Consider the following 23,885-nt stretch of genomic DNA (forward strand, 5'->3'; position numbering starts at 1 on the left):
CCCCGCTAAATCTGGTATTTCGATAAATAATGCTTGCTGTGAAAAACAACATTATTGATAATGATTATCATTGTTACCTTGATTTTTATTTTTAGTGCTATGACGCGTATGGATAACACTGCCACAGCAGAAAAAACTAAAGACAATGCTCCGTATCCTGTCCCGACGGACAAAGAGATAAGCAGCCGAACGTTATTAGGCAGCGAAGGACGGGTGGTAATTGAACACGGCGGACAGCGCTATCTGCTGCGTCAGACCCATTCAGGGAAGCTGATCCTGACCAAATAATGCTCCCCGCCGATAAAGGCAGGGAGCATTATCATTAGCTTGAGCAGCTCACTTCAAGACGCCTTCCCCAGTCAGGAGGACGGTGACTATAATCATCCGTCCGATCGGCAAAAGGCTGAGATAATGCGTTATGCAGACGCTCCAGCTCGCTCATATCTCCCTGCTCCGCCTGCTCAATCGCCCGCTGTGCCAGCCAGTTACGCAGCACGATCGCCGGATTCACGCTGCGCATATGTGACTGCCTGTGCGCATCGTCGACCTGTTCATCACGCAGGCGTGCGCGATAGTCGGCAAACCAGCGATCGAACGTGTCGCGGTCAATAAATTCATCGCGTAACGGCGTGGCGGCGCTCTCCTGCTCGCTGGCGCTCAGCATCCGGAACGTCCGCGTGTAGTCGCAGCCTTCACGCTCCATCAAAGCAAACAGGCCGTCCAGTAGCTCGTTATCTCCTTGCCGCTGCGTGAACAGCCCCAGCTTGTCGCGCATACGGCGGCCATACGCCGTCAGCAGCGCATGCTGGTAACTATCCAGCGCGCCGTTCAGTGCCTCAGCGCTGATAAAAGGCGAGAGGGTCTGCGCCAGACGTTGCAGGTTCCACAATCCCACCGCTGGCTGATTATCAAAGCTGTAGCGCCCCTGATAATCAGAATGGTTACAGATAAATCCCGGCTGGAAATCATCGAGAAAACCGTACGGTCCGTAGTCCATCGTCAGCCCAAGGATCGACATATTATCGGTGTTCATTACGCCGTGGGCAAAACCGACCGTTTGCCAGCTGGCAATCATCCCGGCCGTTCGTTTGACGACGTCACTGAACCATAAAATATATTTATCCGCTTCGTCTTGCAGATGCGACCAATGGTGACGAATTACATAGTCCGCCAGCTCCTGTACCTTTTTCGGCTCACGGCGGTAGTAAAAGTGCTCAAAATGGCCGAAACGTACGTGGCTTTCCGCGAGGCGCATCAGCATCGCCCCACGTTCAACGGTTTCACGGTATACCGGCGTATCGCTGACGACTATCGACAGCGCGCGAGTGGTGGGAATACCCAACGCATGCATCGCTTCCGAGGCCAGAGCTTCGCGAATGGTCGAACGCAGCACCGCCCTACCGTCTCCCATTCGCGAATAGGGAGTCAGCCCGGCTCCTTTCAGATGCCAGTCGAAGCGGCGTCCATCCGCCAGCTGCTGTTCGCCCAGCAAAATGCCGCGTCCATCGCCAAGCTGCCCGGCCCACGAGCCGAACTGGTGACCGCTGTAGACCTGCGCCAGCGGCGACATGCCCGGCAGCAGCGTTTCACCGCCCCAAACGCCAGCGCCCTTGTCGAGGTTAAACAACGACTCGGGAATGCCCAGCTCTTGCGCCAGCGACGCGTTATGCCAGGCAAGGCGCGCGTTCTCCAGCGGCGTGGGGGCTAATGCAGTGTAAAAATCCGGCAGTTCATCACGCCAGTGGGTAGTAAAAGACAGGGTCATGGTTCCTCCTGCCTTCAGTGTAGTGCTTTCAACAAGTTATTAACACGGAGGAATTTCAGGGGGATTACTATAAAAGCCGGTGGGAATAAAGGGTGCCCGGTGGCGACTAATGCCTGACCGGGCCTCGATATCAGGCCTCGCCTGAGAAAATGCCGGACTAGATCCTTCTCGCCTGCCAGAAGTTTTTACGCCAGTACACATTGTTCAGCGATGAACGCGTCACGCCCTGGCTGGTTGAAGCGTGAATAAACTGGTTATCAGTGTCGTAAATACCGACGTGCAGACCGCTCTCTCCGGAACCGGTCTTGAAAAACACCAGATCGCCCGGCAGCAGTTCGCTCTTATCGATTTTCGTGCCAATTTCCGCCTGCTCGCGGGTTTCGCGCGGCAGCTGCAACGCAAACTTATCGCGGAAGGTCATCAGTACAAAACCTGAGCAATCAACGCCGCGTGGCGACATCCCGCCATAGCGGTACGGCGCTCCCCGCCAGTTCCTTAATTGCTCATGCAGGTTGGCAACAACGGTAATCGAATCAGCAAGCCGCGGATTTGGCGGCGGTGCCCGATGGCTGCTGCATCCTGCGAGAAATAACGCTACAACCAAAACGAACCAGAAACGCATCTCAGACGAATCCTCTGTTCCCTATCCTGTTATCAGCATAATTTAGCTTGTTTATCAATTCACTGACAAGCTTGCTGCGTGCTACTGTGACGCAACGAGCATAAGATGACCCGCCACCTCGACTCTCTGAAAGTCCATCCCGTAGGCGGCGGTTAAGTTCTCTTCACTCAGTACCTCAACGGTGCTGCCGCAAGCGACGGTCTTTCCCTGACAGATAAGCCAGGAGCAATGGGCATGTCGCAAAGTATGATTCAGGTCGTGGCTGCTCATCACGATGGCAATTCCGGATGCACAGAGTTCGCTCAATAATCGATCGAGCGCGGCCTGCTGCGCCACGTCAAGGCTATTCATCGGCTCGTCCAGCAGAAGTAATTGCCCGGCTGGATTCGCCCGGCGATGAATCTGCAGGATCACCGCCGCCAGGCGTACGCGCTGCCACTCCCCGCCAGAGATGTGGTTTACCTGACGCCCAAGCTTATCCCCGAGGCCCAGTTTCTCCGCGATGTTCTTCAACAGTCCGTTTTGTTCATCATTCTGCAGATGCAGCAACAGGTAATGCCAGACCGGCATGGCAAAAGGCGGCATCTGGTGCTGGCACAAATAGGCACGATGGCGCGCCAGCTCCTGCGCCGGCCAGTCGCTCAGGGAACGTTCATTCAGCGTCACAAGCCCCGGACCGCCAGAGAGTCCCGCCATACGCGTCAGCAGCGTGCTTTTCCCCGCGCCGTTTGGCCCCACCAGATGAATAATCTCTCCCGGCCGGATATCTGCTGAAAACGGCGCCAGCCTTCCAGCTTCTTCTACATCCTGTAGCTGCATCAAAAACGGCATTATTGCGCTAAGGCTCCTTTAATTGCGGCCACCAGCTGCGGATCATCCGGCGTCATATCCGGGGAGAAGCGGCCGATAACCTGGCCGTCGCGGCCAATCAGGAATTTTTCAAAGTTCCATAAAATGTCGTCAACATACAGCGGCGCGCGGCCTTTACTGGCCATGCGCTCATAGAAACCGCTGCCCTCAGGAGCGACGGCCTGCGGCGCGGCATCAACCAGCTTTTGATACAAAGGCGCGCGATGTTCACCGTTGACATCAATTTTGCTGAACAGAGGGAAGGTTACGCCGTAGGTGGTGCTGCAGAAGGTTTTAATCTCTTCTTCGCTGCCGGGCTCCTGTCCAAGAAACTGGTTGCACGGAAAGCCAAGTACGCTGAAACCTTCGCCTTCGAGATCTTTTTGCAACGCTTCCAGCTGCTCATATTGCGGCGTCAGACCGCATTTTGAAGCGACGTTAACAATTAACAGCACTTTCCCCGCCCAGGGTGCAAGCGTCGTTTTTTCACCCTCGATAGTGGTGACTTCAGTATTGAGAATATCGTGTTGCATAGCCTTCCCTCAGTGAATAAAACCGGTTTCTGCTTCAGGTGATCCCTATCTACTGTAGCGGATTCACACCGGGTCATTGTACTTTGAATCAACCAGGAGTGTCTCTTGATGTAACAGACTGCGCAACATGAATTCATCTCAACACCGGGACGGGGTAATTCAGTGTACAGTGGTGAGTGGATGTAATAGTGTTTCGTTAATTGTTAATCTGAGAGAGTTTTATTGATGAAGAAGATGTTTAGCACGGTATTAATTGCCGCCTCCGTCGCGCTGCTGTCAGCGTGCTCGCCGGATGAAGATAATAAAATTAAGGTCGCGATTAATACCGGCCCGGACGAGGCTATCTGGAAAGTCGTAGAACAGGTGGCCAAAGAGAAATATAACCTCAACGTAGAGGTTATCTCATTTAATGATTATGTTCTGCCGAACGAAGCCTTAAACAATAAAGACGTTGATGCGAACGCGTTTCAGACCCTGCCCTACCTTGAGGCTCAGTCAAAAGAGCGCGGCTATAAGTTTGCCATCGTTGGTAAAACCTTTGTCTTCCCGATTGCCGCCTACTCTAAGAAAATCAAAAATATCAGCGAACTCCCTGACGGTGCGACGGTTTCTATCTCTAACGAAACGACAACCCTTGGCCGCAGCCTGCTGCTGCTACAGGCGCAAGGCTTAATCAAACTGAAAGATGGTACCGGCTATCTGCCAACGACGCTGGATATCATCGATAACCCGAAACAGCTGAAAATTGTCGAAGTCGACACTCCGCAGCTGACCCGTACGCTTGACGATCCGAATGTCGCGCTGTCTATCATTAACACCAATTTTTCTGCTCAGGCCGGTTTGTCAGCGGCTCGCGATGGCTTATTTATGGAAGGCCCTGACTCTCCATACGTCAACGCTATTGTTTCTCGCGAAGACAATAAAGACAGTAAAAAGGTTCAGGAACTTAAAGACGCCTTCCAGACTAAAGAGGTTGCCGATAAGGCCGCGGAAGTCTACAAAGGCGATGCGATTAAGGGCTGGTAATACAGTGACCATTTACAGCCGCCCGTCATTGCGGGCGGCCTGATCTCAATAATAACCAGATAAATACCGGCGCGCCCAGGGTGGCGGTAACTACCCCAATCGGTAATTCAGCCGCCGAGAGCGCCAGACGCGCGACGATATCCGCTCCCAGCAGAGCGCTGGCCCCCGCTAACAGGCAGGCAGGAAGCAGCACGCGGTGATCGCTCAAGCCATATAAACGCAAAATATGCGGGATAACCAGGCCGATAAAGCCAATTGCTCCGGCCAGCGCCACGCTGACCCCCACCAGCCAACCGGTAGCGACCACCAGCACTTTTCGCCATAACCACAGCGGCAACCCCAACTGGCGCGCTGAAACCTCTCCCAGCGCCAGCAGATTGAGCGGCTGCGACTGCAGGCAGACCCAGGCCAGCACCGGCAACAGCGCCAGCATCAACCACAGCTGCTGCCAGTCTACGCCGCCAAAGCCGCCCATCATCCAGTACATCAGCTGACGGAGATCGAAAGAGGTAGAGAAATAGACCGCCCAGGTCATCAGCGCGCTACAAATGATACCGAGCGCCACGCCCGCCAGCAGCAGACGGCTGGTAGACAGATGCCGCCGGGCAAAGCGTAGCAAAATAAAGGTAATGACCAGCGCGCCAGCGATTGCGCAGAGCCCCAGCGCCCAGCCAGGAAGCAGCCCTTTTCCCAGCAATACGGCAGCAATCAGGCCGACTCCAGCGCCGTTTGAGACCCCCAGCAGCCCGGGTTCCGCCAGCGGATTTTCAAACAACGCCTGCATAATCGCCCCGGAAAGCGCCAGCGCGGCCCCCACCAGCAGCACGGCCAGGGTGCGCGGCAGCCGAATCTGCCAGATAAAAAGCTCACCTTTAGCGCTAAACCATTCTGTTGGGCCAATCCACTGGTCGCCAGCGCACAGGCTGATAGTCGAGGTGATCAGCAACAGCAACGTTAATACCGCCAGCCAGCGCCGGCTACGACGTCGTTGAATTTGAGCAAAGGTCAGCATAGATTCCTGAGTCCGGGAAAGGGATATCATTGATTTTACGGTATTCGGCAAAGAAAAGAAAAAAGGCCGCATAGCGGCCTTTTTAGTTAGTTCAGATTATTTATCTTTGGGTGACGCATTTTCGACACGGCTTTTTAGCTTCTGGCCTGGTCTGAAAGTCACTACTCGCCGGGCTGTAATAGGGATATCCTCTCCCGTTTTCGGGTTACGGCCCGGGCGTTGGTTCTTGTCACGCAAATCGAAGTTGCCGAACCCGGAGAGTTTTACCTGCTCTCCGTTTTCCAGAGCGCGACGGACCTCTTCGAAAAACAACTCTACCAGCTCTTTGGCATCCCGCTTGCTAAGCCCAAGCTTATCAAACAGATATTCTGACATTTCAGCTTTTGTAAGCGCCATAGGTTCAATCCCTCAATGATGCCTGGAATCGCTCTTTCAATGCCTCTACACATTTGGCGACGGTAGCGGCAATCTCCTCTTCTTCGAGTGTACGGCTGGTATCCTGAAGGATTAGACTAATCGCAAGGCTCTTGAAGCCTTCCGCCACGCCTTTACCGCGGTACACGTCAAATAAGTTTACGCCAACTACCTGATTTACGCCAACTTTCTTACACTCGGCTAAAACATCGGCTGCGGGAACGTTTTCTGCAACGACAACGGCGATGTCGCGACGGTTCGCCGGGAAGCGAGAAACTTCACGCGCCTGAGGCACCACGCGGTCTGCAAGCTTGTTCCACTCCAGTTCAAATACCAAAGTGCGACCATTAAGATCCAGTTTACGTTCCAGCTCCGGATGAACAACCCCAATAAAACCAATGCGTTCACCTTTCAGATAAATCGCAGCCGACTGGCCCGGATGAAGCGCATTATTGGCTTCGATACGGAATTCGATGTCGGAAAGCTTGCCGGTCAGGTCAAGAACTGACTCAAGATCGCCTTTTAAATCATAGAAATCGACGGTCTCTTTTGCCAGGTTCCAGTGTTCATCATAGCGGTTACCGCAAATCACGCCAGCCAGCATGAGATCCTGACGAATGCCCAGCGGAGCCTGAGTATCTGGTACAAAGCGTAAACCGCTCTCAAAGATACGTACGCGACTCTGCTGGCGATTCTGGTTGTAAACTACCGTACCCAGCAGGCCAGTCCACAGCGACAGGCGCATCGCCGACATTTCGCTGGAAATTGGGCTCGGCAGAATTAACGCCTCTTCACCAGCGTGGATCCACTGCTGTACTTTCGGATCAACAAAGCTGTAGGTAATAACTTCCTGATAGCCTTTATCATTAAGCAGCGTTTTTACGCGCTTAAGCGACAGATCCGCTTCGCGGTGGGAACCCATAATCAGGCCCGCTTGTACCGGCTCATCAGGGATATTGTTATAGCCATAGACGCGGGCAACCTCTTCGACCAGGTCTTCTTCGATCTCCATGTCGAAACGCCAGCTCGGCGCCACGGCCTGCCATTCGTCCTGACCTTCGGTAACGTCACAGCCCAGACGACGCAGAATGTCGCTAACCTGCGCATCCTCAACGTGATGGCCAATCAGGCGATCCAGTTTGCTGCGGCGAAGCACAATGGTCGCAGGCTTCGGCAGGGTCGCTTCGTTGGTAACGTCAATGATCGGGCCAGCTTCACCGCCGCAAATATCCATCAGCAGTCGAGTGGCACGCTCCATCGCCTGATACTGCAACGCTGAGTCCACGCCGCGCTCGTAGCGATGAGAAGCATCGGTATGCAGGCCATGACGACGTGCGCGGCCGGTAATGGACAGCGGGCTGAAGAAGGCACACTCCAGCAGAACGTTTTGCGTTTCATCGTTTACGCCGGAGTGCTCGCCGCCGAAAATACCGCCCATCGCCAGCGCTTTCTGGTGATCGGCAATAACCAGAGTATCGGTGTCCAGCTTCGCCTCGGAGCCGTCGAGCAGGACCAGCGTTTCACCTTCATGGGCCATACGCACGACAATCCCGCCTTCAATGCGGTCTTTGTCGAATGCGTGCATCGGCTGACCCAGCTCGAGCAGCACGTAGTTAGTCACATCAACCACCGCGTCGATAGAGCGAATACCGCAGCGACGCAGCTTCTCTTTCATCCATAGCGGCGTCGGCGCTTTAACATTAATGCCTTTTACCACGCGGCCCAGGTAGCGCGGGCAGGCTTCCGGCGCATCAACCTGAATCGGCAGGACGTCATTGATGGTCGCGGCAACCGGGGTCATTTCCGGCACCTTCAGTTCAGCCTTATTGAGCACGGCAACATCGCGGGCCACGCCGATAATACCCAGGCAGTCGGCACGGTTCGGCGTGACGCTGATTTCAATGGTGTTATCGTCAAGCTTCAGATATTCACGGATGTCGGTACCCAGCGGCGCGTCAGCGGGCAGTTCAATAATGCCGCTATGATCGTCGGAAATACCCAGTTCAGAGAAAGAACACAGCATCCCTTCCGACGGTTCACCGCGCAGCTTTGCCGCTTTAATTTTAAAATCGCCCGGCAGAACGGCGCCGATAGTTGCAACCGCAACTTTCAGGCCCTGGCGGCAGTTCGGCGCGCCGCAGACGATGTCGAGCAGGCGTTCGCCGCCGATGTTGATTTTCGTGACGCGCAGTTTGTCGGCATTAGGATGCTGAGCGCACTCTACGACTTCACCCACGACAACACCGTTGAAGCTTCCCGCGACCGGCTCAACGCCGTCAACCTCAAGGCCAGCCATGGTGATCTGGTCCGATAGCGCTTCGCTATCGATAGCCGGGTTAACCCACTCGCGTAACCACAGTTCACTGAATTTCATTGTTCTGTCCTGCCCTTATTTAAACTGTTTGAGGAAACGCAGATCGTTTTCGAAGAATGCGCGTAAGTCGGTCACGCCGTAGCGCAGCATGGTGAGACGCTCCATGCCCATACCGAAGGCAAAACCGGAATAGATTTCCGGATCGATACCCACGTTACGCAAAACGTTTGGATGCACCATACCGCAGCCGAGCACTTCCAGCCATTTACCGTTTTTCCCCATAACGTCAACTTCTGCAGACGGCTCGGTGAACGGGAAATAGGACGGACGAAAACGAATCTGCAGATCTTCTTCAAAGAAGTTACGCAGAAAATCGTGCAGGGTTCCCTTCAGGTTGGTGAAGCTGATGTTGGTATCAACTATCAGGCCTTCCATCTGGTGGAACATTGGGGTGTGAGTCTGATCGTAGTCGTTACGATACACGCGGCCCGGCGCAATAATACGGATCGGTGGTTGCTGGTTAGCCATGGTGCGGATCTGCACCCCTGAAGTTTGCGTACGCAGGAGGCGCGTGGCATCAAACCAGAAAGTGTCGTGGTCAGCGCGTGCCGGATGGTGGCCAGGAATATTCAGCGCGTCGAAGTTGTGATAGTCATCTTCGATTTCCGGGCCGGTCGCGACGGTAAAGCCGAGCTCACCGAAGAAACTTTCGATACGGTCGATGGTACGGGTCACCGGATGCAGGCCGCCGTTCTCGATGCGACGTCCAGGCAGAGAGACATCAATAGTTTCAGAGGCCAGACGAGCGTTAAGCGCTGCGCTTTCGAGCTCGGTCTTACGCGCGTTAAGCGCCTGCTGGACCTGCTCTTTGGCTTCGTTGATAACCGCGCCGGCTGCCGGGCGCTCTTCAGCAGGCAGCTCACGCAGGGTCGTCATCTGAAGGGTCAGGAGCCCTTTTTTACCCAGGTATTCCACGCGGACGTTGTCCAGCGCAGCAACATCTGATGCCTCGTTAATGGCTGCCTTGGCACTGGCAACCAGCTCTGCGAGATGTGACATGGTTTTCCTCATTATGTCGGTGCAGACACCGGTTATGGTTATTATTTTGCTCTCACTATTTCGAGCCGCAGACGGCAGGAAATCCGCCCTTTGTCGGAATGTCCAGGTCAAGCCACTCGTCTGGAGCTTGAAATAGAACGAGCCAGTTCAGATACAAAAAAAGCCTCCACAGTGGGAGGCTTTCTGGCGCTGTTTTCCGTTTCTTCTTTCACGCGCTAGCCTCCTGAGTTCAGGTGCTAAAGTAAAAAAAGAAGCGGAAAATAGCAGCATTCATGCTTGCATTACCTTGTCTGGTATAAAACGTAAGGACAATATTGAAAAGCTTACGCGAATAAAAGTCAATGTATTGATAGTGTTGAAACGAAAAGAGGGAGACTAGCTCCCTCTTTCAACTGGCTTATGCCAGTGCTGCTTTCGCTTTTTCGACCAGCGCGGTGAACGCTAATTTGTCGAATACTGCGATGTCAGCCAGGATCTTACGGTCGATTTCAACAGAGGCTTTTTTCAGGCCGTTGATGAATTTGCTGTAAGAAATACCGTTCTGACGTGCTGCTGCGTTGATACGCGCAATCCACAGTTGACGGAACTGACGCTTTTTCTGACGACGGTCACGATAAGCGTACTGACCAGCTTTGATAACAGCCTGGAAGGCAACGCGGTATACGCGAGAACGCGCACCGTAGTAGCCTTTAGCTTGTTTCAAAATTTTCTTGTGACGTGCACGGGCAACTACACCACGTTTTACGCGAGCCATATGTGCTCTCCTGTATCTATTCTAATTAAAAAGTTAAAAGGGTTAACGACTTATGCGTACGGCAGGCACGCGATTACCAGGCCCAGATCGCCTTTGGAAACCATGGCTTTCGGACGCAGGTGACGTTTACGCTTAGTAGCTTTTTTGGTCAGAATGTGACGCAGGTTAGCGTGCTTGTGCTTAAAACCACCTTTACCGGTTTTTTTGAAGCGCTTAGCAGCACCGCGTACGGTCTTAATTTTTGGCATTTTAATAACTTCCACTTCGCATTGTTAATAAACGAAACGTAGGCGAACAATATCTGTGGAACCCACAGGCTCCCCAGACATTGCTACTTGAAGGCCTTACTGTTTCTTCTTAGGAGCGAGCACCATGATCATCTGGCGGCCTTCGATCTTCGTTGGGAAGGATTCGACTACTGCCAGTTCACTCAGATCGTCACGAACGCGCGTAAGCACTTCCATACCGATCTGTTGGTGGGCCATCTCACGACCGCGGAAACGCAGCGTGATCTTGGCCTTATCGCCATCTTCCAGAAAGCGAATCAGGCTGCGGAGTTTTACCTGATAATCGCCATCGTCGGTACCGGGGCGGAATTTAATTTCCTTAACCTGGATAACTTTTTGCTTTTTCTTCTGTTCCTTAGAAGACTTACTCTTTTCATAAAGGAACTTGCCGTAGTCCATGATACGACAAACTGGCGGTTCGGCGTTAGGGCTGATTTCAACTAAATCTACTCCAGCTTCTTCAGCTTTTTCGATTGCTTCTCTCAGACTCACAATACCCAAAGCTTCGCCTTCCAGACCAGTTAAGCGAACTTCCAGGGCGCGAATCTCGCCATTAATACGATTCGGACGTGCCGTTTGAACTCGTTTTCCGCCTTTAATACCTTATTCCTCCAGTTGTTTTAGACTGCGGCTGCGAATCTCTTGTTGCAGCTTCTCGATAACTTCATTTACGTCCAGGCTGCCCAAGTCTTTGCCACGACGGGTACGCACGGCAACTTTGCCGGCTTCTACCTCTTTGTCGCCACAGACCAACATGTAAGGGACACGACGTAAAGTGTGCTCGCGGATTTTAAAGCCTATCTTCTCATTTCTCAAGTCTGCTTTTACGCGAATGCCCGCATTTTGTAGTTTACGCGTCAATTCGTTAACGTATTCAGCCTGAGAATCAGTAATATTCATGACCACAACCTGCACTGGCGCAAGCCAGCTCGGGAAGAAGCCCGCAAACTCTTCGGTCAGGATGCCAATAAAGCGCTCCAGCGAACCAAGAATTGCGCGGTGAATCATTACCGGAACCTGCCGTTCGTTATTTTCGCCTACATAGGAGGCGCTTAAACGCTGCGGCAGAGAGAAGTCCAGCTGTACAGTACCGCACTGCCATGCACGATCGAGGCAGTCATACAGGGTAAATTCAATTTTCGGACCGTAGAACGCGCCTTCACCCAGCTGATACTCAAACGGGATGTTGTTCTCTTCCAGCGCAACGGCCAGATCCGCTTCAGCACGATCCCAGGTCTCATCGCTACCGATGCGTTTTTCCGGGCGAGTAGACAGTTTGACGACGATTTTCTCGAAGCCAAAGGTGCTGTACATATCGTAGACCATACGAATACAGGCGTTCACTTCATCGCGAACCTGATCTTCAGTACAGAAAATATGGGCATCATCCTGAGTAAAGCCGCGTACGCGCATCAGGCCATGCAGCGCGCCTGACGGCTCATTACGATGACAGCTACCGAATTCAGCCATACGTAATGGCAGATCGCGGTAAGATTTCAGACCCTGGTTGAAGATCTGCACGTGTCCCGGGCAGTTCATCGGCTTGATGCAGTATTCACGGTTCTCGGAAGAAGTGGTAAACATCGCATCTTTATAGTTGTCCCAGTGGCCGGTTTTTTCCCACAGCACACGGTCCATCATGAACGGGCCTTTCACTTCCTGATACTGGTACTCTTTCAGCTTTGAACGCACAAAAGTTTCCAGTTCGCGGAAGATAGTCCAGCCATCGTTATGCCAGAATACCATGCCCGGCGCCTCTTCCTGCATATGATACAGGTCGAGCTGTTTACCGATTTTGCGGTGATCGCGCTTAGCGGCTTCTTCCAGACGCTGCAGATAGGCGTTCAGCGCTTTTTTATCCGCCCATGCGGTACCATAAATACGCTGCAGCATTTTATTGTTGCTATCGCCACGCCAGTAGGCGCCAGCGGTCTTCATCAGTTTGAAGTGATGACAGAAACGCATATTCGGCACGTGCGGCCCGCGGCACATGTCGACATATTCTTCATGATGGTACAAACCGGGTTTGTCATCATGGGCAATGTTTTCATCAAGAATGGAAACTTTATAGCTTTCACCGCGCTTCACGAAGGTTTCACGCGCTTCGTGCCAGCTGACTTTCTTCTTAATGACGTCGTAGTTCTTTTCGGCGAGCTCGTGCATACGTTTTTCGAGCGCGTCGATATCTTCCTGGGTCAGGGTATGGTCCAGATCGACATCATAGTAAAAACCATTGTCGACAACCGGGCCGATCGCCATTTTGGTATTTGGCCACAGCTGTTTAATTGCATGTCCCAAAAGGTGCGCACAGGAGTGGCGAATAATCTCAAGACCATCTTCATCTTTCGCGGTGATGATAGAGAGCGTCGCGTCGTTTTCAATTAAGTCACAGGCGTCGACCAGCTCACCGTTGACGCGGCCAGCGATGGTAGCTTTCGCCAGACCGGGGCCAATATCCAGAGCGACATCCATCGGGCTCACAGCATGATCAAAATGGCGTTGGCTGCCATCAGGAAGCGTAATTACAGGCATTTCATGTCCTTATTTGCAGTGGTGCCCCGCACGAAAGAGCACATACAAAACAATATAATCATAATTATCAACAAGTTCAGACCCAGTTCCCGCTTCACTCTGCGAAAATATGTGCACGCCCGTTCACCGAAGCCTGCCCACCTGCAGCCGCCTGTTGATAACACCGTCTGTTAGTTTACACATCATTACTGCGTGATAAAAGTCACATGAGACTAAATGGTTATTGTTAATGGGGGAAAAATGATGATGCGATAACAACGCAGCGTAATTGCTTCAACGCTCTACGGGAAAGGAAACGTTAACGACGCGACAAGACGCGTATAAGAATATTTGTAACTTCACATAAACAAGGCAAGTTTAACAAAAAATGCTCTAAGCAAAACCGGTACAACATTACCCGGCTTGCTGCTTTGCATAATAATTAAATAGAAATTATTAATGACCCTGAAATATCAGGACCATTCACCGGCAACAAGTTTATGAACATCAAAAGCATCGTTCATTGATTGCCCGGTAGATTGCGAACCCGGAGCTATGTTCGATCCCGCTTCAACATCGGTCGCTTTAGCGATACCAATTTGCGTACGATCGCTATGGCCCGGTTGCGGTGCGGAGGCGGCAGCAAATGCGCCAGAAGACAGCGTGCACAGCATTACGGCTGCGAGTGCGATTTTGCTATTTCTCATAATAGTCATTCTCTTTATTTGTTTCAGGTAACTGAACGGAATCGTTACTTCCGCCGGTGCTGAACAGTATAGATCCAGATCACATTTTTGTCCGACTTAATATTTATCATTTCGTGTCAAATTAACTGCATATTTGTCAGCAAAATAGCAATTATGAGGAAATTATGGAGGCTATTTCTTTTTATAAAAAACAAAACGACAGGCCAAAAATAATAATGTCACTTATTGCTAAATTTAAAACAATCAGGCCGGTATATCCGGCCTGAAAATATTACATTTTATATCCGAGCGATAGCGTAGTACGGCGATCGGTATGTTCAGGCGCCGATGACGGCGGTTCTGAGTTCCACGTCAGGTTGTAAGCCACCTTGAGAGCAAAATGCGCATTAATCGCGACATTTAACGCACTTTCTGAGTTCAGCGTAGTATCTTCAGCGCCAAATACCGAGACGCCCTGCGTGAATTTAGCGTTGTCGGTCATCTGCCACGCATAGGTACCGGAAGCATAGCCTAACGGCTGAGTGTCATTGTCCCCATCGGTATACTCGTCATAGCGAACGCCGGGACCAAATTCAAAACGCAGGCTGTGTACTGGCCCGTTCATAACCTGCCGACCATAACCCGCCGTGAAAACATCACGCTGCTGATAACCATTGTAACGATCCGTCAGCCAGCTCGCCTGACCAAAAAGATAATTCTGGTCGGTCAGATTATAACGACTGCGTCCGCCTACCGCGTACTTTTCCGAAGATCGCTGATCGTTTGATGACGTATTACTGGCATTTCCCCATAGTGACCACGCGGTTGTATTACCGTACCAGGTCAACGTGGAGTCAGCGGTCATCGAAGAACTTTTCGTATTGCCGGACTGCGCCAGATAGCCGGCGTTAACAGTACCTTCGAAAGGTTTTTTTGCAGAAGAAGGGTCATCCATGACAGTAAAAACGGAATCATCGGCCATTGCGCATGCAGACGCAAAAAGCCCCCCCGCCAGCATAACCGCTGCGGGTACTGTCTTCAAAAGCTTCATTTAATTTTAAGTCCGTACAACATAAAAGGAGACCGGGACAGTCCCGGGAGCTTTCGCAAGGAATGCAGACAGCCGCTCCTGGAAAGGAGGTGAATTATAAAAAAGCACGAATAACTTAGCAATCAATTACTATTTCATTTTTTGTATAAGACGCTTCTCAAAACAATCTTTATTTCATAAAGATACATCTGTGCAAATATTACTCACGGCTTCCCCTGCCCACCTTTAAGTGCCATGCTTAAAATCAGAGCAGCTAAACTCGAATTATGGAGGAAACTGGATGACCAAAATCTATACGCTTACGTTAGCCCCTTCACTCGACAGCGCGACGCAGACTCCGCAAATCTATCCGGAAGGGAAACTACGCTGTAGCGCCCCGGTATTTGAGCCCGGCGGAGGCGGCATTAACGTCGCGCGTGCCATTACTTTTCTTGGCGGCAGCGCCACTGCTATATTTCCCGTCGGCGGCGCGACGGGTGAACATCTGACGTCACTACTAACGGAAGAACATGTTCCGGTAGAAACAGTAGAGACCCATGACTGGACTCGGCAAAATCTACACGTTCATGTTAACGCCAGCGGCGAGCAATATCGTTTCGTTATGCCGGGCGCCGCTTTAACTCAGGAAGAATTCCTTCTGCTTGAGAAAAAAGTCCTCGCCCTCCCCTCCGGCTCGTTGCTGGTTATTAGCGGAAGCCTGCCGCCGGGCATTAGCGTCAATAACCTGACAAAGCTGGTCAAAAACGCCCAGCAGCATGGATTACGCTGTATCGTTGATAGTTCCGGAGATGCTCTCGCCGCTGCGCTTGATGTAGGAAATATCGAACTGGTAAAACCAAACCAGAAAGAGCTAAGTGCGCTGGTAAAGAGAGAGCTGAGCCAACCGAATGATGTACGTCGCGCCGCACAAGAGTTAATTCGTTCAGGCAAAGTCCAGCGCGTCGTCGTCTCCCTGGGCGCCCAGGGTGCGCTTGGCGTTGACGCCGGTGGCAGTATCCAGGTCGTACCTCCGCCGATGAAAAGTCAGAGTACCGTCGGCGCCGGGGACAGCATGGTCGGTGCAATGACCTTAAGGCTGGCGGAAAATGCTTCGCTTGAAGATATGGTTCGCTTTGGGGTTGCTGCGGGAAGCGCGGCGACAATAAACCAGGGCACCCGCCTTTGTTCGCTGGAAAATACGCAAAAAATTTACGATTACCTGCGTGGTGGTTAATCCCCTTCACTCCCTCTGCCTCTCCAGAGGGAGTCGCCAAATCAGCCTGATGGTCTATGCTGAAAATGCCATGGATAACAATGGGGTGAAAAATGAGTAGCGAAATTAATGCCTGGGTCGTCACGGTTAGTTTTCATGAAGAAACGTTAACAGAAATTAACGAACTCAGTAATCACCTCACTCGCGCTGGATTTACCCTTGTGTTAAATGACGACGAAGGGACTCCCCATGAACTCGGAACCAATACTTTTGGTCTTCTTTCTGTGCATAATGCAGAAGAAGTTAAAGCCTTAAGCACAGGTTTAGCTGAAACCGCGCTGGGAAGACCCGTCGAAGTCAGCGTCAGCAGATTCAGTGAGTGGGTAAACGCTCAATAAGTGCGATTAGCGCTACGTAAAACGTTCCAGTTGTGCGTCAGTTCGAGTTTTACGCCGGCATTATGCGCTAACCTTATGAAATGTTGGAAAACATGGGGAGAGACAGCATGTGGCAAGCTATCAGCAATTTGTTAAGCGAGTGGCATACCGAAGCCGCTGAAATCGAACTGCGAAACGAACTCCCTGGTGGGGAGATCCACGCGGCCTGGCATTTACGTTATGGCGGGCGGGATTACTTCGTAAAATGCGATGAACGCGAACTTTTACCCATCTTCACAGCCGAGGCAGACCAGCTTGAACTACTGTCACGAAGCAAGACTGTGAATGTACCCCAGGTTTTTGCCGTAGGTAGCGATCGGGATTACAGTTTTCTGGTCATGGAATATCTTCCCCCTCGTCCGCTGGATGCGCATAGCGCTTTCTTGCTAGGACAGCAAATAGCCCATTTGCATCAGTGGAGCGATCAACCGCAGTTTGGTCTGGACTTTGACAACGACCTTTCCACCACTCCCCAGCCCAATGCCTGGCAGCGACGCTGGTCCACGTTTTTTGCCGAGCAGCGTATAGGCTGGCAGCTGGAACTCGCCGCTGAGAAAGGGCTGCATTTTGGAGATATAGATAGCATTGTCGACACCGTACAGCAGTTACTGAGCAACCATCAGCCGCAGCCATCGCTGCTCCACGGTGATTTATGGTCGGGAAACTGCGCTCTCGGGCCAAAAGGGCCTTACATTTTCGACCCGGCCTGCTACTGGGGAGATCGCGAGTGCGATCTGGCCATGCTTCCGCTTCATCCGGAACAGCCGCCGCAAATCTATGATGGTTATCAGTCGGTTTCACCACTGCCTGCCGGTTTTCTCGAACGACAGCCCATTTACCAACTATATACGTTGTTGAATCGGGCAATATTGTTTGGTGGGCAACACCTGGTAACAGCACAGAAAGCGCTTGATGATGTGTTAATGGAGAAGGCCCCGTAAGGGGCCTCGCTTTTGCTCATTAGCTGATTTGTACGCCCTTCATACGGAACTGAATGGTCATAGTGATCCCGGTCCCCGGTTTACCCGCTTCATAACGCCATTTACGTAAGGCGCTTTTCACTTCACGCTCAAACATATTGGCAGGCTGGGCAGAGAGGATCTGCACGTTATCCACGCGCCCCTCTGGCGTAACATCAAACCTGACCCGCACACTTCCCTCAATACGTAGCGCCTGCGCACGAGCCGGATAGGTCGGCTCTCCGCGACTTAACGCCCGAGGCCCGCTGGGTGCCGTCACGGTTGGTCTGGCGGTAGCGGTCGAAGTCGTGGGCGCAGTGCGCGCGGGGGCGGTATTTGAATTTTCAAACGGCGAAGCCGGGCGCGTTTCCGCCGGTTTCACATCACGCTTCGGTTGTTCAACCTTTTTTTCCGGCTTCGGTTTAGGCTTTGGCTTCGGTTTGGGTTTCGGTTTGTGGATAACAACCGGCGCCTCTTTTGGCGGTTCCGGGAGCACTTCCGGCTCAGGTTCTGGTTCCGGTTCAACAACGGGTTCAACTACCGGCTGTGCCGCCTGCGGCGGTTCCAAATCTGCCGGGGCTACCATTGTAATTTCAATGGGCTGCGATGGTGAAGGCCGTTCAATAACCTGATGTACCGATGTATAGAGCAACGCCGCGACAACACCGCCGTGAATAACCACGGACAGTAGCGTAGGCCACGGAAAGCGGCGAGGTAAATCAAAGGTCATTGCGCTCATAGTCGTTTCTGTTGAAAAATGATGCCCCGATTTTAAATGCAAATAGCAATCATATTCAACTAGGGTTGTTAGCCTGTATCAAAATTTGCTCTCTTTTCTGACAAAAAGCCTTCGGGACGTGGCATGCTGAGGATAGTGAGCATCTTTGCATTGCAGTCAACAACGGTTTCACTTAACGTGATTCGCCAATTTATTGATAAGGAGCCATGCCGTGCTTTACGTTATCTACGCTGAAGATATCGCCGACTCTCTGGAAAAACGGACGTCGGTACGTCCCGCCCACCTTGCGCGTTTGCAATTATTACATGATGAAGGTCGCTTACTGACCGCTGGCCCTATGCCTGCGGTAGACAGTAATGAGCCCGGCGCGGCTGGCTTTACCGGTTCAACGGTTATTGCGGAGTTTGAATCACTGGAAGCGGCACAATCCTGGGCTAATGACGACCCGTATATTGCCGCTGGGGTTTATCAGAAAGTATCTGTAAAACCTTTCAAAAAAGTATTCTAAAAACGAATTGTTGGCATAAAAGCAGAGGCACCGCGAGCGGTGCCTTTTGTTTCGACTCTCAAAACTCTGAAAAGGTGAACAGCAGAGAGTGACGTTGCCGCTTAACCAGCCCCTTTCTGATGGAGAGGATGCGCATATTGCGACGCGATTGCCCTTCGAGCCAGCGTGCTTTACGGCGACTCACCTGTCTAAGCATGCGCCAGCGCCCTACTTCCGTTCTACTACGCTTCATTGCTACTACTCTACGAGTGAAAACAGCCTGCATTATAGACCGATGAATCTGGCTAACCAACGCTTTCGCTGCGTTTTTATTTGCCAGATGGATGTTGATGCGTAAACTCATCTCATAAAGACATTCAAAAGGATTTTTCATCTATGACAACCTTTTACACGGTGGTGAACTGGCTGGTCATACTCGGTTACTGGCTACTTATCGCCGGTGTAACATTACGCATATTAATGAAAAGACGCGCCGTCCCCTCAGCGATGGCGTGGTTGTTAATCATTTATATCCTTCCTCTGGTGGGGATTATCGCCTATCTCTCCTTTGGCGAACTGCATCTGGGTAAGCGTCGGGCGGAACGTGCGCGAGCAATGTGGCCCTCCACGGCCAAGTGGTTAAAGGATCTCAAAGCCTGTAAGCATATCTTTGCCGATGAAAATAGCCCGGTGGCGGAATCATTGTTCCAGCTGTGCGAACGCCGTCAGGGAATAGGCGGAGTCAAAGGTAACCAGCTTCAGTTACTCACCGAATCCGATGACGTCATGCAGGCGCTCATTCGCGACATTCAGCTCGCGCGCCACAATATTGAGATGGTGTTTTATATCTGGCAGCCCGGAGGGATGGCCGATAAAGTCGCCGAGTCATTGATGGCAGCGGCCAGGCGCGGCGTGCATTGCCGCCTGATGCTCGATTCTGCCGGTAGCGTAGCCTTCTTCCGCAGCCCCTGGGCCGCCATGATGCGCAATGCCGGAATTGAAGTCGTCGAGGCTTTAAAGGTAAACCTGATGCGCGTCTTCCTGCGCCGCATGGACCTGCGTCAGCATCGCAAAATGGTCATGATCGATAACTATATTGCCTATACCGGCAGTATGAATCTGGTCGATCCGCGTTTCTTTAAGCAGGACTCCGGCGTTGGGCAGTGGGTTGACGTGATGGCGCGAATGGAAGGCCCGGTCGCGACCGCGATGGGAATTGTCTACTCCTGCGACTGGGAGATTGAAACCGGGAAACGTATTTTGCCGCCACCTCCGGACGCGAACATTATGCCATTCGAAGAGGCCAGCGGGCATACGATTCATACCATCGCCTCGGGCCCGGGATTCCCGGAAGATCTGATTCATCAGGCTCTGTTAACTGCCGCCTATGCAGCTAAAGAGCATTTGATCATGACGACCCCCTACTTTGTCCCCAGCGACGACCTCCTGCATGCTATCTGCACGGCAGCCCAGCGCGGTGTCGATGTCAGCATTATTTTGCCGCGCAAGAACGACTCGCTGCTGGTTGGCTGGGCCAGCCGCGCTTTCTTTACCGAACTGCTGGCGGCCGGGGTGAAAATTTACCAGTTTGAAGGTGGCCTGTTGCATACAAAAAGTGTACTGGTTGACGGAGAACTCAGCCTGGTGGGAACCGTTAACCTCGATATGCGTAGCCTGTGGCTCAACTTTGAAATTACGCTGGTGATTGACGATGCCGGATTTGGTAGCGATCTGGCGGCTGTGCAGGACGATTATATCTCCCGCTCGCGGCTGCTGGACGCCAGACTGTGGTTAAAACGTCCGCTGTGGCAGCGGATCGCCGAGCGACTGTTTTACTTCTTCAGTCCGTTGCTGTAAAACGTGCCAATCAGATGTTTAATGGGTAACAATCATGGATATGGATTTAAACAATCGCCTGACCGAAGACGAAACGCTTGAACAGGCATACGACATTTTTCTCGAGCTGGCAGTCGACAACCTCGACCCGGCAGATGTCATTCTGTTCAATCTGCAGTTTGAAGAACGCGGCGGCGCTGAACTGTTTGACCCGGCTCCGGACTGGGAAGAGCACGTTGACTTCGATTTAAACCCTGATTTCTTCGCTGAAGTCGTTATTGGCCTGGCCGATGAAGATGGTGGAGAGATAAACGATATTTTTGCTCGCGTACTGCTATGCCGCGAAAAAGACCACAAGCTCTGCCATATCCTGTGGCGCGAATAAGTCTTTTGCCGTAAAGAGTCGGACAAATGAAGCCTGCCTGTTTTAACCAGGGCAGGCTTTTTTATTTACTCAGGCAGAACGCTGCCGCAGGCGTTGCAGTAACGAGCGTCTTTTTCATGAGAATGATGCTGGCAATTCGGGCATACACGCTGAGTACGGCGATTCTGAAACGCTGTGGTCATATGGGTGGTAATCAGGCCGGTCGGAATCGCAATAATTGAGTAGCCGATTAAGATAAGTATCGAGGCCAGTATTCGCCCCAGCGGCGTATGCGGCGTGATATCGCCATATCCCACTGTTGTTATCGTCACAATCGCCCAGTACACCGACGCATTAAGCGTAGTAAAACCATATTGCGGCCCCTCGACCAGATACATCAGCGCCCCGAAAATCACCATCACGATGGCAATAAAAGAATAGAAAAGGATCAGCTGATGGCGAGCGCTGACGATAGCGGCCCAGAAAACATTCAGCGACGGCATAAAACGCAGTAGTTTAAGAATACGCAACGCGCGGATGGCGCGCATTGCCCGCCAGGCGAAGACATAATCAAGACTGATTTCCGGCCACAGCCACATAACATAAAGCGGTAAAATAGTCGCCAGGTCAATAATTCCCCAAAAGCTGAAAATATACTTTAGCGGATTAGGCCAGCTGATAATGCGCAAAAAATATTCGACGGTAAAAACCGCGGTAATCACCAGTTCCAGCCAGACGAAAATATGCCATTCATCGACGGTCAGGTGATATTGCGTACCCAGCCCGGACTCGATAAATATCACCAGAACGCTAAGCAGTGCAAAAACGCCGCACAGCCCTTCGAAATGGCGACCAGAGCGCCGGTTCTGATCGAAGAGTAAATGATACAGCCGCAAACGAGCGGCATGAATATTTAAAACCACCTTAACCTCGCTAAAAAAAGGGCTGGCTTACGCGCCAGCCCAGGAGATTATAACGGGTCTACCTTCAGGCAGGAAACCGCATGCCGGAAGCTGCCCTCCAGAACCGGTCGCGTTTTCGCGCACTCCGGCCCGGCAATAGGGCACCGCGTACGGAATACGCAGCCCGACGGTGGATTAATCGGCGAGGGTAATTCCCCCTCCAGTAGCTGGATAGTTTTGTTTCTTTCCTTATCGGGATCCGGAACCGGTACCGCCGACATCAGCGCTTTGGTGTAGGGGTGCAGGGGATTATGGTACACCTCATCGTAGGTTCCCAGCTCCACGGCGTGCCCAAGGTACATCACCAGCACACGGTCGGAAATATGCTTCACTACCGCCAGGTCGTGGGCGATGAAAATTAGCGACAGCCCCATTTCACGCTGCAGCTGCTGCAGCAGATTCACGACCTGCGCCTGAATAGATACGTCCAGCGCCGAAACCGGCTCATCACAGATAATGAGCTTCGGTTCGAGGATCAGCGCCCGCGCAATACCAATTCGCTGACACTGGCCGCCGGAAAACTCATGCGGGTAACGGTTAATCAGGTTTGGCAACAGACCGACTTTCATCATCATCGCTTTAACGCGATCGCGAACTTCCTGACGCGGCATTTTAGGATGATAGGTGCGCAGCGGCTCGGCGATAATTTCCCCGATAGTCATGCGCGGGTTTAGCGACGCCAGCGGATCCTGAAAGATCATCTGTATATCACTACGTACATCGCGCCATTCTTCGGCCTTCATGCCCAGTAAATCTTTACCTAACCAGGCGACTTTACCATCGGTGGCTTTCACCAGACCGATGATCGCCCGCGCAAATGTCGATTTCCCGCATCCGGACTCCCCGACGACCCCCAACGTCTCCCCTTCATAAAGACGCAGAGTCACGCCATCCACTGCCTTCAGCGTTTTCGACGGCTGCCAGAACCACTGTTTACCGTCTTTAATGTCAAAGTGCACTTTCAGATCGGCGATTTCGAGCAGGACTTTTCTTTGTTCCGTAACGGCGTTCATAGCAAATCCCCCACCGGTTGAAAGCAGGCGCGCAGACGACCCGGAGCAAACTCCTCCAGGGGTGGAGCACTATTGCAAATCTCCATCGCGTGCGGACAGCGCGGCTGGAACGGACATCCCTTCGGCAAGCGCAGAAGATTTGGCGGATTGCCTGGAATCGTTAACAGAGCATCCCCTTCCGCATCAAGACGCGGTACCGCATTAAGCAGACCAATAGAGTACGGGTGCGACGGATGATAAAAAACATCGCGCGCCTGGCCATACTCCATAGTACGCCCGGCGTACATCACCAGCACCTTATCGCAGATGCCGGCGACGACGCCGAGATCGTGGGTAATCATAATGATCGCCGTATTGAATTCACGCTTCAGTTCATTCAGAAGCGTCATAATTTGCGCCTGCACGGTCACGTCCAGCGCGGTTGTCGGCTCATCAGCGATCAGCAGCTTAGGCCGGCACAGCAGCGCCATAGCAATCATGACGCGCTGGCGCATCCCGCCAGAAAACTCGTGCGGATACATTCTCATCCGCTTGCGCGCTTCCGGCATTTTAACCGCATCCAGCATTTTCACCGACTCTTCGAAGGCTTCGGCTTTACTCAGTGCTTTATGCAGCATCAGGACTTCCATCAGCTGCTCGCCTACCCGCATATAGGGGTTAAGCGACGTCATCGGGTCCTGAAAAATCATGGAGATCTGCTCGGCACGCAGCTTATTCAGTTCACGTTCCGGAAGATTCAGGATCTCTTTGCCGTTAAACGTCGCGGATCCGCCGATGCGGCCGTTTGCCGCCAGCAACCCCATCAGCGCAAAAGCGGTCTGCGACTTTCCTGAGCCGGACTCACCCACGATGCCCAGGGTTTCCCCAGCCCGTAAATTAAAATTGAGATCGTTTACCGCGGTCACATCACCATCGGGGGTGGCAAAGGTAACGCGGAGATCTTTCACATCCAGAAGTAGCCCGGATTGCTGTACTGTCTGCGGCGCTTTCGCCGTTTCAATCGTAGTCATGAC

Annotated in this window: 28 protein-coding genes and 1 other annotated feature; of the genes, 8 read left to right on the forward strand and 20 right to left on the reverse strand. The window is 52.3% G+C overall.

What is annotated here, in order from left to right:
• Window positions 1–108 precede the first annotated feature (108 nt).
• A complete protein-coding gene (gene hemP, locus GJ746_RS14710; RefSeq protein ID WP_160886036.1) occupies window positions 109–288 on the forward strand; it encodes a hemin uptake protein HemP in 180 nt (59 codons plus the stop codon).
• A 34-nt stretch (window positions 289–322) separates the two neighbouring features.
• Here the strand turns inward: hemP and selO are convergent, their stop codons facing one another.
• The 4 genes from selO to GJ746_RS14730 form a co-directional block, all read right to left on the reverse strand.
• Entirely contained in the window at window positions 323–1,765 is a 1,443-nt protein-coding gene (gene selO / locus GJ746_RS14715) for a protein adenylyltransferase SelO (protein ID WP_154680882.1), read from the reverse strand.
• 157 nt (window positions 1,766–1,922) lie between these two features.
• Entirely contained in the window at window positions 1,923–2,387 is a 465-nt protein-coding gene (locus tag GJ746_RS14720) for an NlpC/P60 family protein (RefSeq protein WP_154680883.1), read from the reverse strand.
• Between the two features lie 81 nt (window positions 2,388–2,468).
• Entirely contained in the window at window positions 2,469–3,218 is a 750-nt protein-coding gene (gene btuD, locus GJ746_RS14725) for a vitamin B12 ABC transporter ATP-binding protein BtuD (protein WP_154680884.1), read from the reverse strand.
• Window positions 3,218–3,769 carry a glutathione peroxidase gene (locus GJ746_RS14730; protein WP_154680885.1) on the reverse strand — a complete coding sequence of 184 codons (552 nt, stop codon included), beginning with the start codon at window positions 3,767–3,769 and terminating at the stop codon, window positions 3,218–3,220. Before GJ746_RS14730 ends, btuD begins: the two co-directional genes overlap by 1 nt.
• Before the next feature lie 225 nt (window positions 3,770–3,994).
• Here GJ746_RS14730 and GJ746_RS14735 point away from each other — a divergent pair, with 225 nt between their 5' ends.
• On the forward strand, window positions 3,995–4,795 hold the full coding sequence (locus GJ746_RS14735; protein ID WP_154680886.1) for a MetQ/NlpA family ABC transporter substrate-binding protein: 801 nt from the start codon (window positions 3,995–3,997) through the stop codon (window positions 4,793–4,795).
• Window positions 4,796–4,820: 25 nt separating this feature from the next.
• On the opposite strand, the gene btuC is transcribed toward GJ746_RS14735, so the two are convergent.
• From btuC to GJ746_RS14790, 11 genes are all read right to left on the reverse strand, one after another.
• Window positions 4,821–5,807 carry a vitamin B12 ABC transporter permease BtuC gene (btuC, locus tag GJ746_RS14740; RefSeq protein ID WP_154680887.1) on the reverse strand — a complete coding sequence of 329 codons (987 nt, stop codon included), beginning with the start codon at window positions 5,805–5,807 and terminating at the stop codon, window positions 4,821–4,823.
• A 96-nt stretch (window positions 5,808–5,903) separates the two neighbouring features.
• Complete coding sequence (gene ihfA, locus GJ746_RS14745; protein WP_154680888.1) at window positions 5,904–6,203, reverse strand: integration host factor subunit alpha; 300 nt, start codon at window positions 6,201–6,203, stop codon at window positions 5,904–5,906.
• Between the two features lie 4 nt (window positions 6,204–6,207).
• Window positions 6,208–8,595, reverse strand: a complete 2,388-nt coding sequence (pheT, locus tag GJ746_RS14750; RefSeq protein WP_154680889.1) for a phenylalanine--tRNA ligase subunit beta — start codon at window positions 8,593–8,595, stop codon at window positions 6,208–6,210.
• 15 nt (window positions 8,596–8,610) lie between these two features.
• Window positions 8,611–9,594, reverse strand: coding sequence for a phenylalanine--tRNA ligase subunit alpha (gene pheS / locus GJ746_RS14755; protein WP_004134066.1), 984 nt, complete (start codon window positions 9,592–9,594; stop codon window positions 8,611–8,613).
• 153 nt (window positions 9,595–9,747) lie between these two features.
• Window positions 9,748–9,873: a sequence feature (Phe leader region), on the reverse strand.
• A complete protein-coding gene (gene pheM / locus GJ746_RS14760) occupies window positions 9,824–9,868 on the reverse strand; it encodes a pheST operon leader peptide PheM (protein WP_001386830.1) in 45 nt (14 codons plus the stop codon). (Overlaps the previous feature by 45 nt.)
• 118 nt (window positions 9,874–9,991) lie before the next feature.
• The gene (gene rplT / locus GJ746_RS14765) at window positions 9,992–10,348 is read right to left on the reverse strand and encodes a 50S ribosomal protein L20 (RefSeq protein WP_004102963.1); all 357 of its coding nucleotides are present in this window, start codon (window positions 10,346–10,348) and stop codon (window positions 9,992–9,994) included.
• 50 nt (window positions 10,349–10,398) lie between these two features.
• Complete coding sequence (gene rpmI / locus GJ746_RS14770) at window positions 10,399–10,596, reverse strand: 50S ribosomal protein L35 (protein WP_001124225.1); 198 nt, start codon at window positions 10,594–10,596, stop codon at window positions 10,399–10,401.
• Window positions 10,597–10,692: 96 nt separating this feature from the next.
• Window positions 10,693–11,235 carry a translation initiation factor IF-3 gene (gene infC / locus GJ746_RS14775; RefSeq protein WP_052746887.1) on the reverse strand — a complete coding sequence of 181 codons (543 nt, stop codon included), beginning with the start codon at window positions 11,233–11,235 and terminating at the stop codon, window positions 10,693–10,695.
• A gap of 3 nt (window positions 11,236–11,238) precedes the next feature.
• Entirely contained in the window at window positions 11,239–13,167 is a 1,929-nt protein-coding gene (gene thrS, locus GJ746_RS14780) for a threonine--tRNA ligase (protein WP_004102966.1), read from the reverse strand.
• A 452-nt stretch (window positions 13,168–13,619) separates the two neighbouring features.
• On the reverse strand, window positions 13,620–13,853 hold the full coding sequence (locus tag GJ746_RS14785) for a hypothetical protein (RefSeq protein WP_154680890.1): 234 nt from the start codon (window positions 13,851–13,853) through the stop codon (window positions 13,620–13,622).
• 271 nt (window positions 13,854–14,124) lie between these two features.
• The gene (locus tag GJ746_RS14790; protein WP_154680891.1) at window positions 14,125–14,883 is read right to left on the reverse strand and encodes a YdiY family protein; all 759 of its coding nucleotides are present in this window, start codon (window positions 14,881–14,883) and stop codon (window positions 14,125–14,127) included.
• 280 nt (window positions 14,884–15,163) lie between these two features.
• Between GJ746_RS14790 and pfkB the strand changes: the two genes are divergently transcribed.
• The 3 genes from pfkB (at window position 15,164) to GJ746_RS14805 (ending at window position 17,453) form a co-directional block, all read left to right on the forward strand.
• On the forward strand, window positions 15,164–16,096 hold the full coding sequence (pfkB, locus tag GJ746_RS14795; protein ID WP_154680892.1) for a 6-phosphofructokinase II: 933 nt from the start codon (window positions 15,164–15,166) through the stop codon (window positions 16,094–16,096).
• Between the two features lie 92 nt (window positions 16,097–16,188).
• A complete protein-coding gene (ghoS, locus tag GJ746_RS14800) occupies window positions 16,189–16,473 on the forward strand; it encodes a type V toxin-antitoxin system endoribonuclease antitoxin GhoS (RefSeq protein ID WP_154680893.1) in 285 nt (94 codons plus the stop codon).
• Between the two features lie 107 nt (window positions 16,474–16,580).
• Window positions 16,581–17,453 (forward strand): fructosamine kinase family protein, encoded by an 873-nt coding sequence (locus GJ746_RS14805; protein ID WP_154680894.1) that lies wholly within the window; start codon window positions 16,581–16,583, stop codon window positions 17,451–17,453.
• A 19-nt stretch (window positions 17,454–17,472) separates the two neighbouring features.
• On the opposite strand, the gene tonB is transcribed toward GJ746_RS14805, so the two are convergent.
• The gene (gene tonB, locus GJ746_RS14810; protein ID WP_195908865.1) at window positions 17,473–18,201 is read right to left on the reverse strand and encodes a TonB system transport protein TonB; all 729 of its coding nucleotides are present in this window, start codon (window positions 18,199–18,201) and stop codon (window positions 17,473–17,475) included.
• Window positions 18,202–18,421: 220 nt separating this feature from the next.
• Here tonB and GJ746_RS14815 point away from each other — a divergent pair, with 220 nt between their 5' ends.
• Window positions 18,422–18,718, forward strand: a complete 297-nt coding sequence (locus tag GJ746_RS14815) for a YciI family protein (RefSeq protein WP_154680896.1) — start codon at window positions 18,422–18,424, stop codon at window positions 18,716–18,718.
• Window positions 18,719–18,776: 58 nt separating this feature from the next.
• Here GJ746_RS14815 and GJ746_RS14820 read toward each other — a convergent pair whose 3' ends face one another.
• Window positions 18,777–18,950, reverse strand: coding sequence for a YciY family protein (locus tag GJ746_RS14820; RefSeq protein ID WP_154682734.1), 174 nt, complete (start codon window positions 18,948–18,950; stop codon window positions 18,777–18,779).
• Window positions 18,951–19,093: 143 nt separating this feature from the next.
• On the opposite strand from GJ746_RS14820, the gene cls reads away from it, so the two are divergent.
• On the forward strand, window positions 19,094–20,554 hold the full coding sequence (gene cls / locus GJ746_RS14825) for a cardiolipin synthase (RefSeq protein WP_154680897.1): 1,461 nt from the start codon (window positions 19,094–19,096) through the stop codon (window positions 20,552–20,554).
• A gap of 34 nt (window positions 20,555–20,588) precedes the next feature.
• On the forward strand, window positions 20,589–20,918 hold the full coding sequence (locus GJ746_RS14830; RefSeq protein WP_004103097.1) for an HI1450 family dsDNA-mimic protein: 330 nt from the start codon (window positions 20,589–20,591) through the stop codon (window positions 20,916–20,918).
• 65 nt (window positions 20,919–20,983) lie between these two features.
• Here the strand turns inward: GJ746_RS14830 and GJ746_RS14835 are convergent, their stop codons facing one another.
• From GJ746_RS14835 to GJ746_RS14845, 3 genes are read right to left on the reverse strand one after another with little or no spacing between them, the layout of a single operon-like run.
• On the reverse strand, window positions 20,984–21,820 hold the full coding sequence (locus GJ746_RS14835) for an ion transporter (RefSeq protein ID WP_154680898.1): 837 nt from the start codon (window positions 21,818–21,820) through the stop codon (window positions 20,984–20,986).
• Window positions 21,821–21,867: 47 nt separating this feature from the next.
• Complete coding sequence (gene oppF / locus GJ746_RS14840; protein ID WP_154680899.1) at window positions 21,868–22,872, reverse strand: murein tripeptide/oligopeptide ABC transporter ATP-binding protein OppF; 1,005 nt, start codon at window positions 22,870–22,872, stop codon at window positions 21,868–21,870.
• Window positions 22,869–23,882: an ABC transporter ATP-binding protein gene (locus tag GJ746_RS14845; RefSeq protein WP_154680900.1), complete on the reverse strand. Its 1,014-nt coding sequence runs from the start codon at window positions 23,880–23,882 to the stop codon at window positions 22,869–22,871. Before GJ746_RS14845 ends, oppF begins: the two co-directional genes overlap by 4 nt.
• Window positions 23,883–23,885 lie beyond the last annotated feature (3 nt).

The organism is Klebsiella oxytoca, assembly GCF_009707385.1.
GTDB lineage: Bacteria > Pseudomonadota > Gammaproteobacteria > Enterobacterales > Enterobacteriaceae > Klebsiella > Klebsiella oxytoca_C.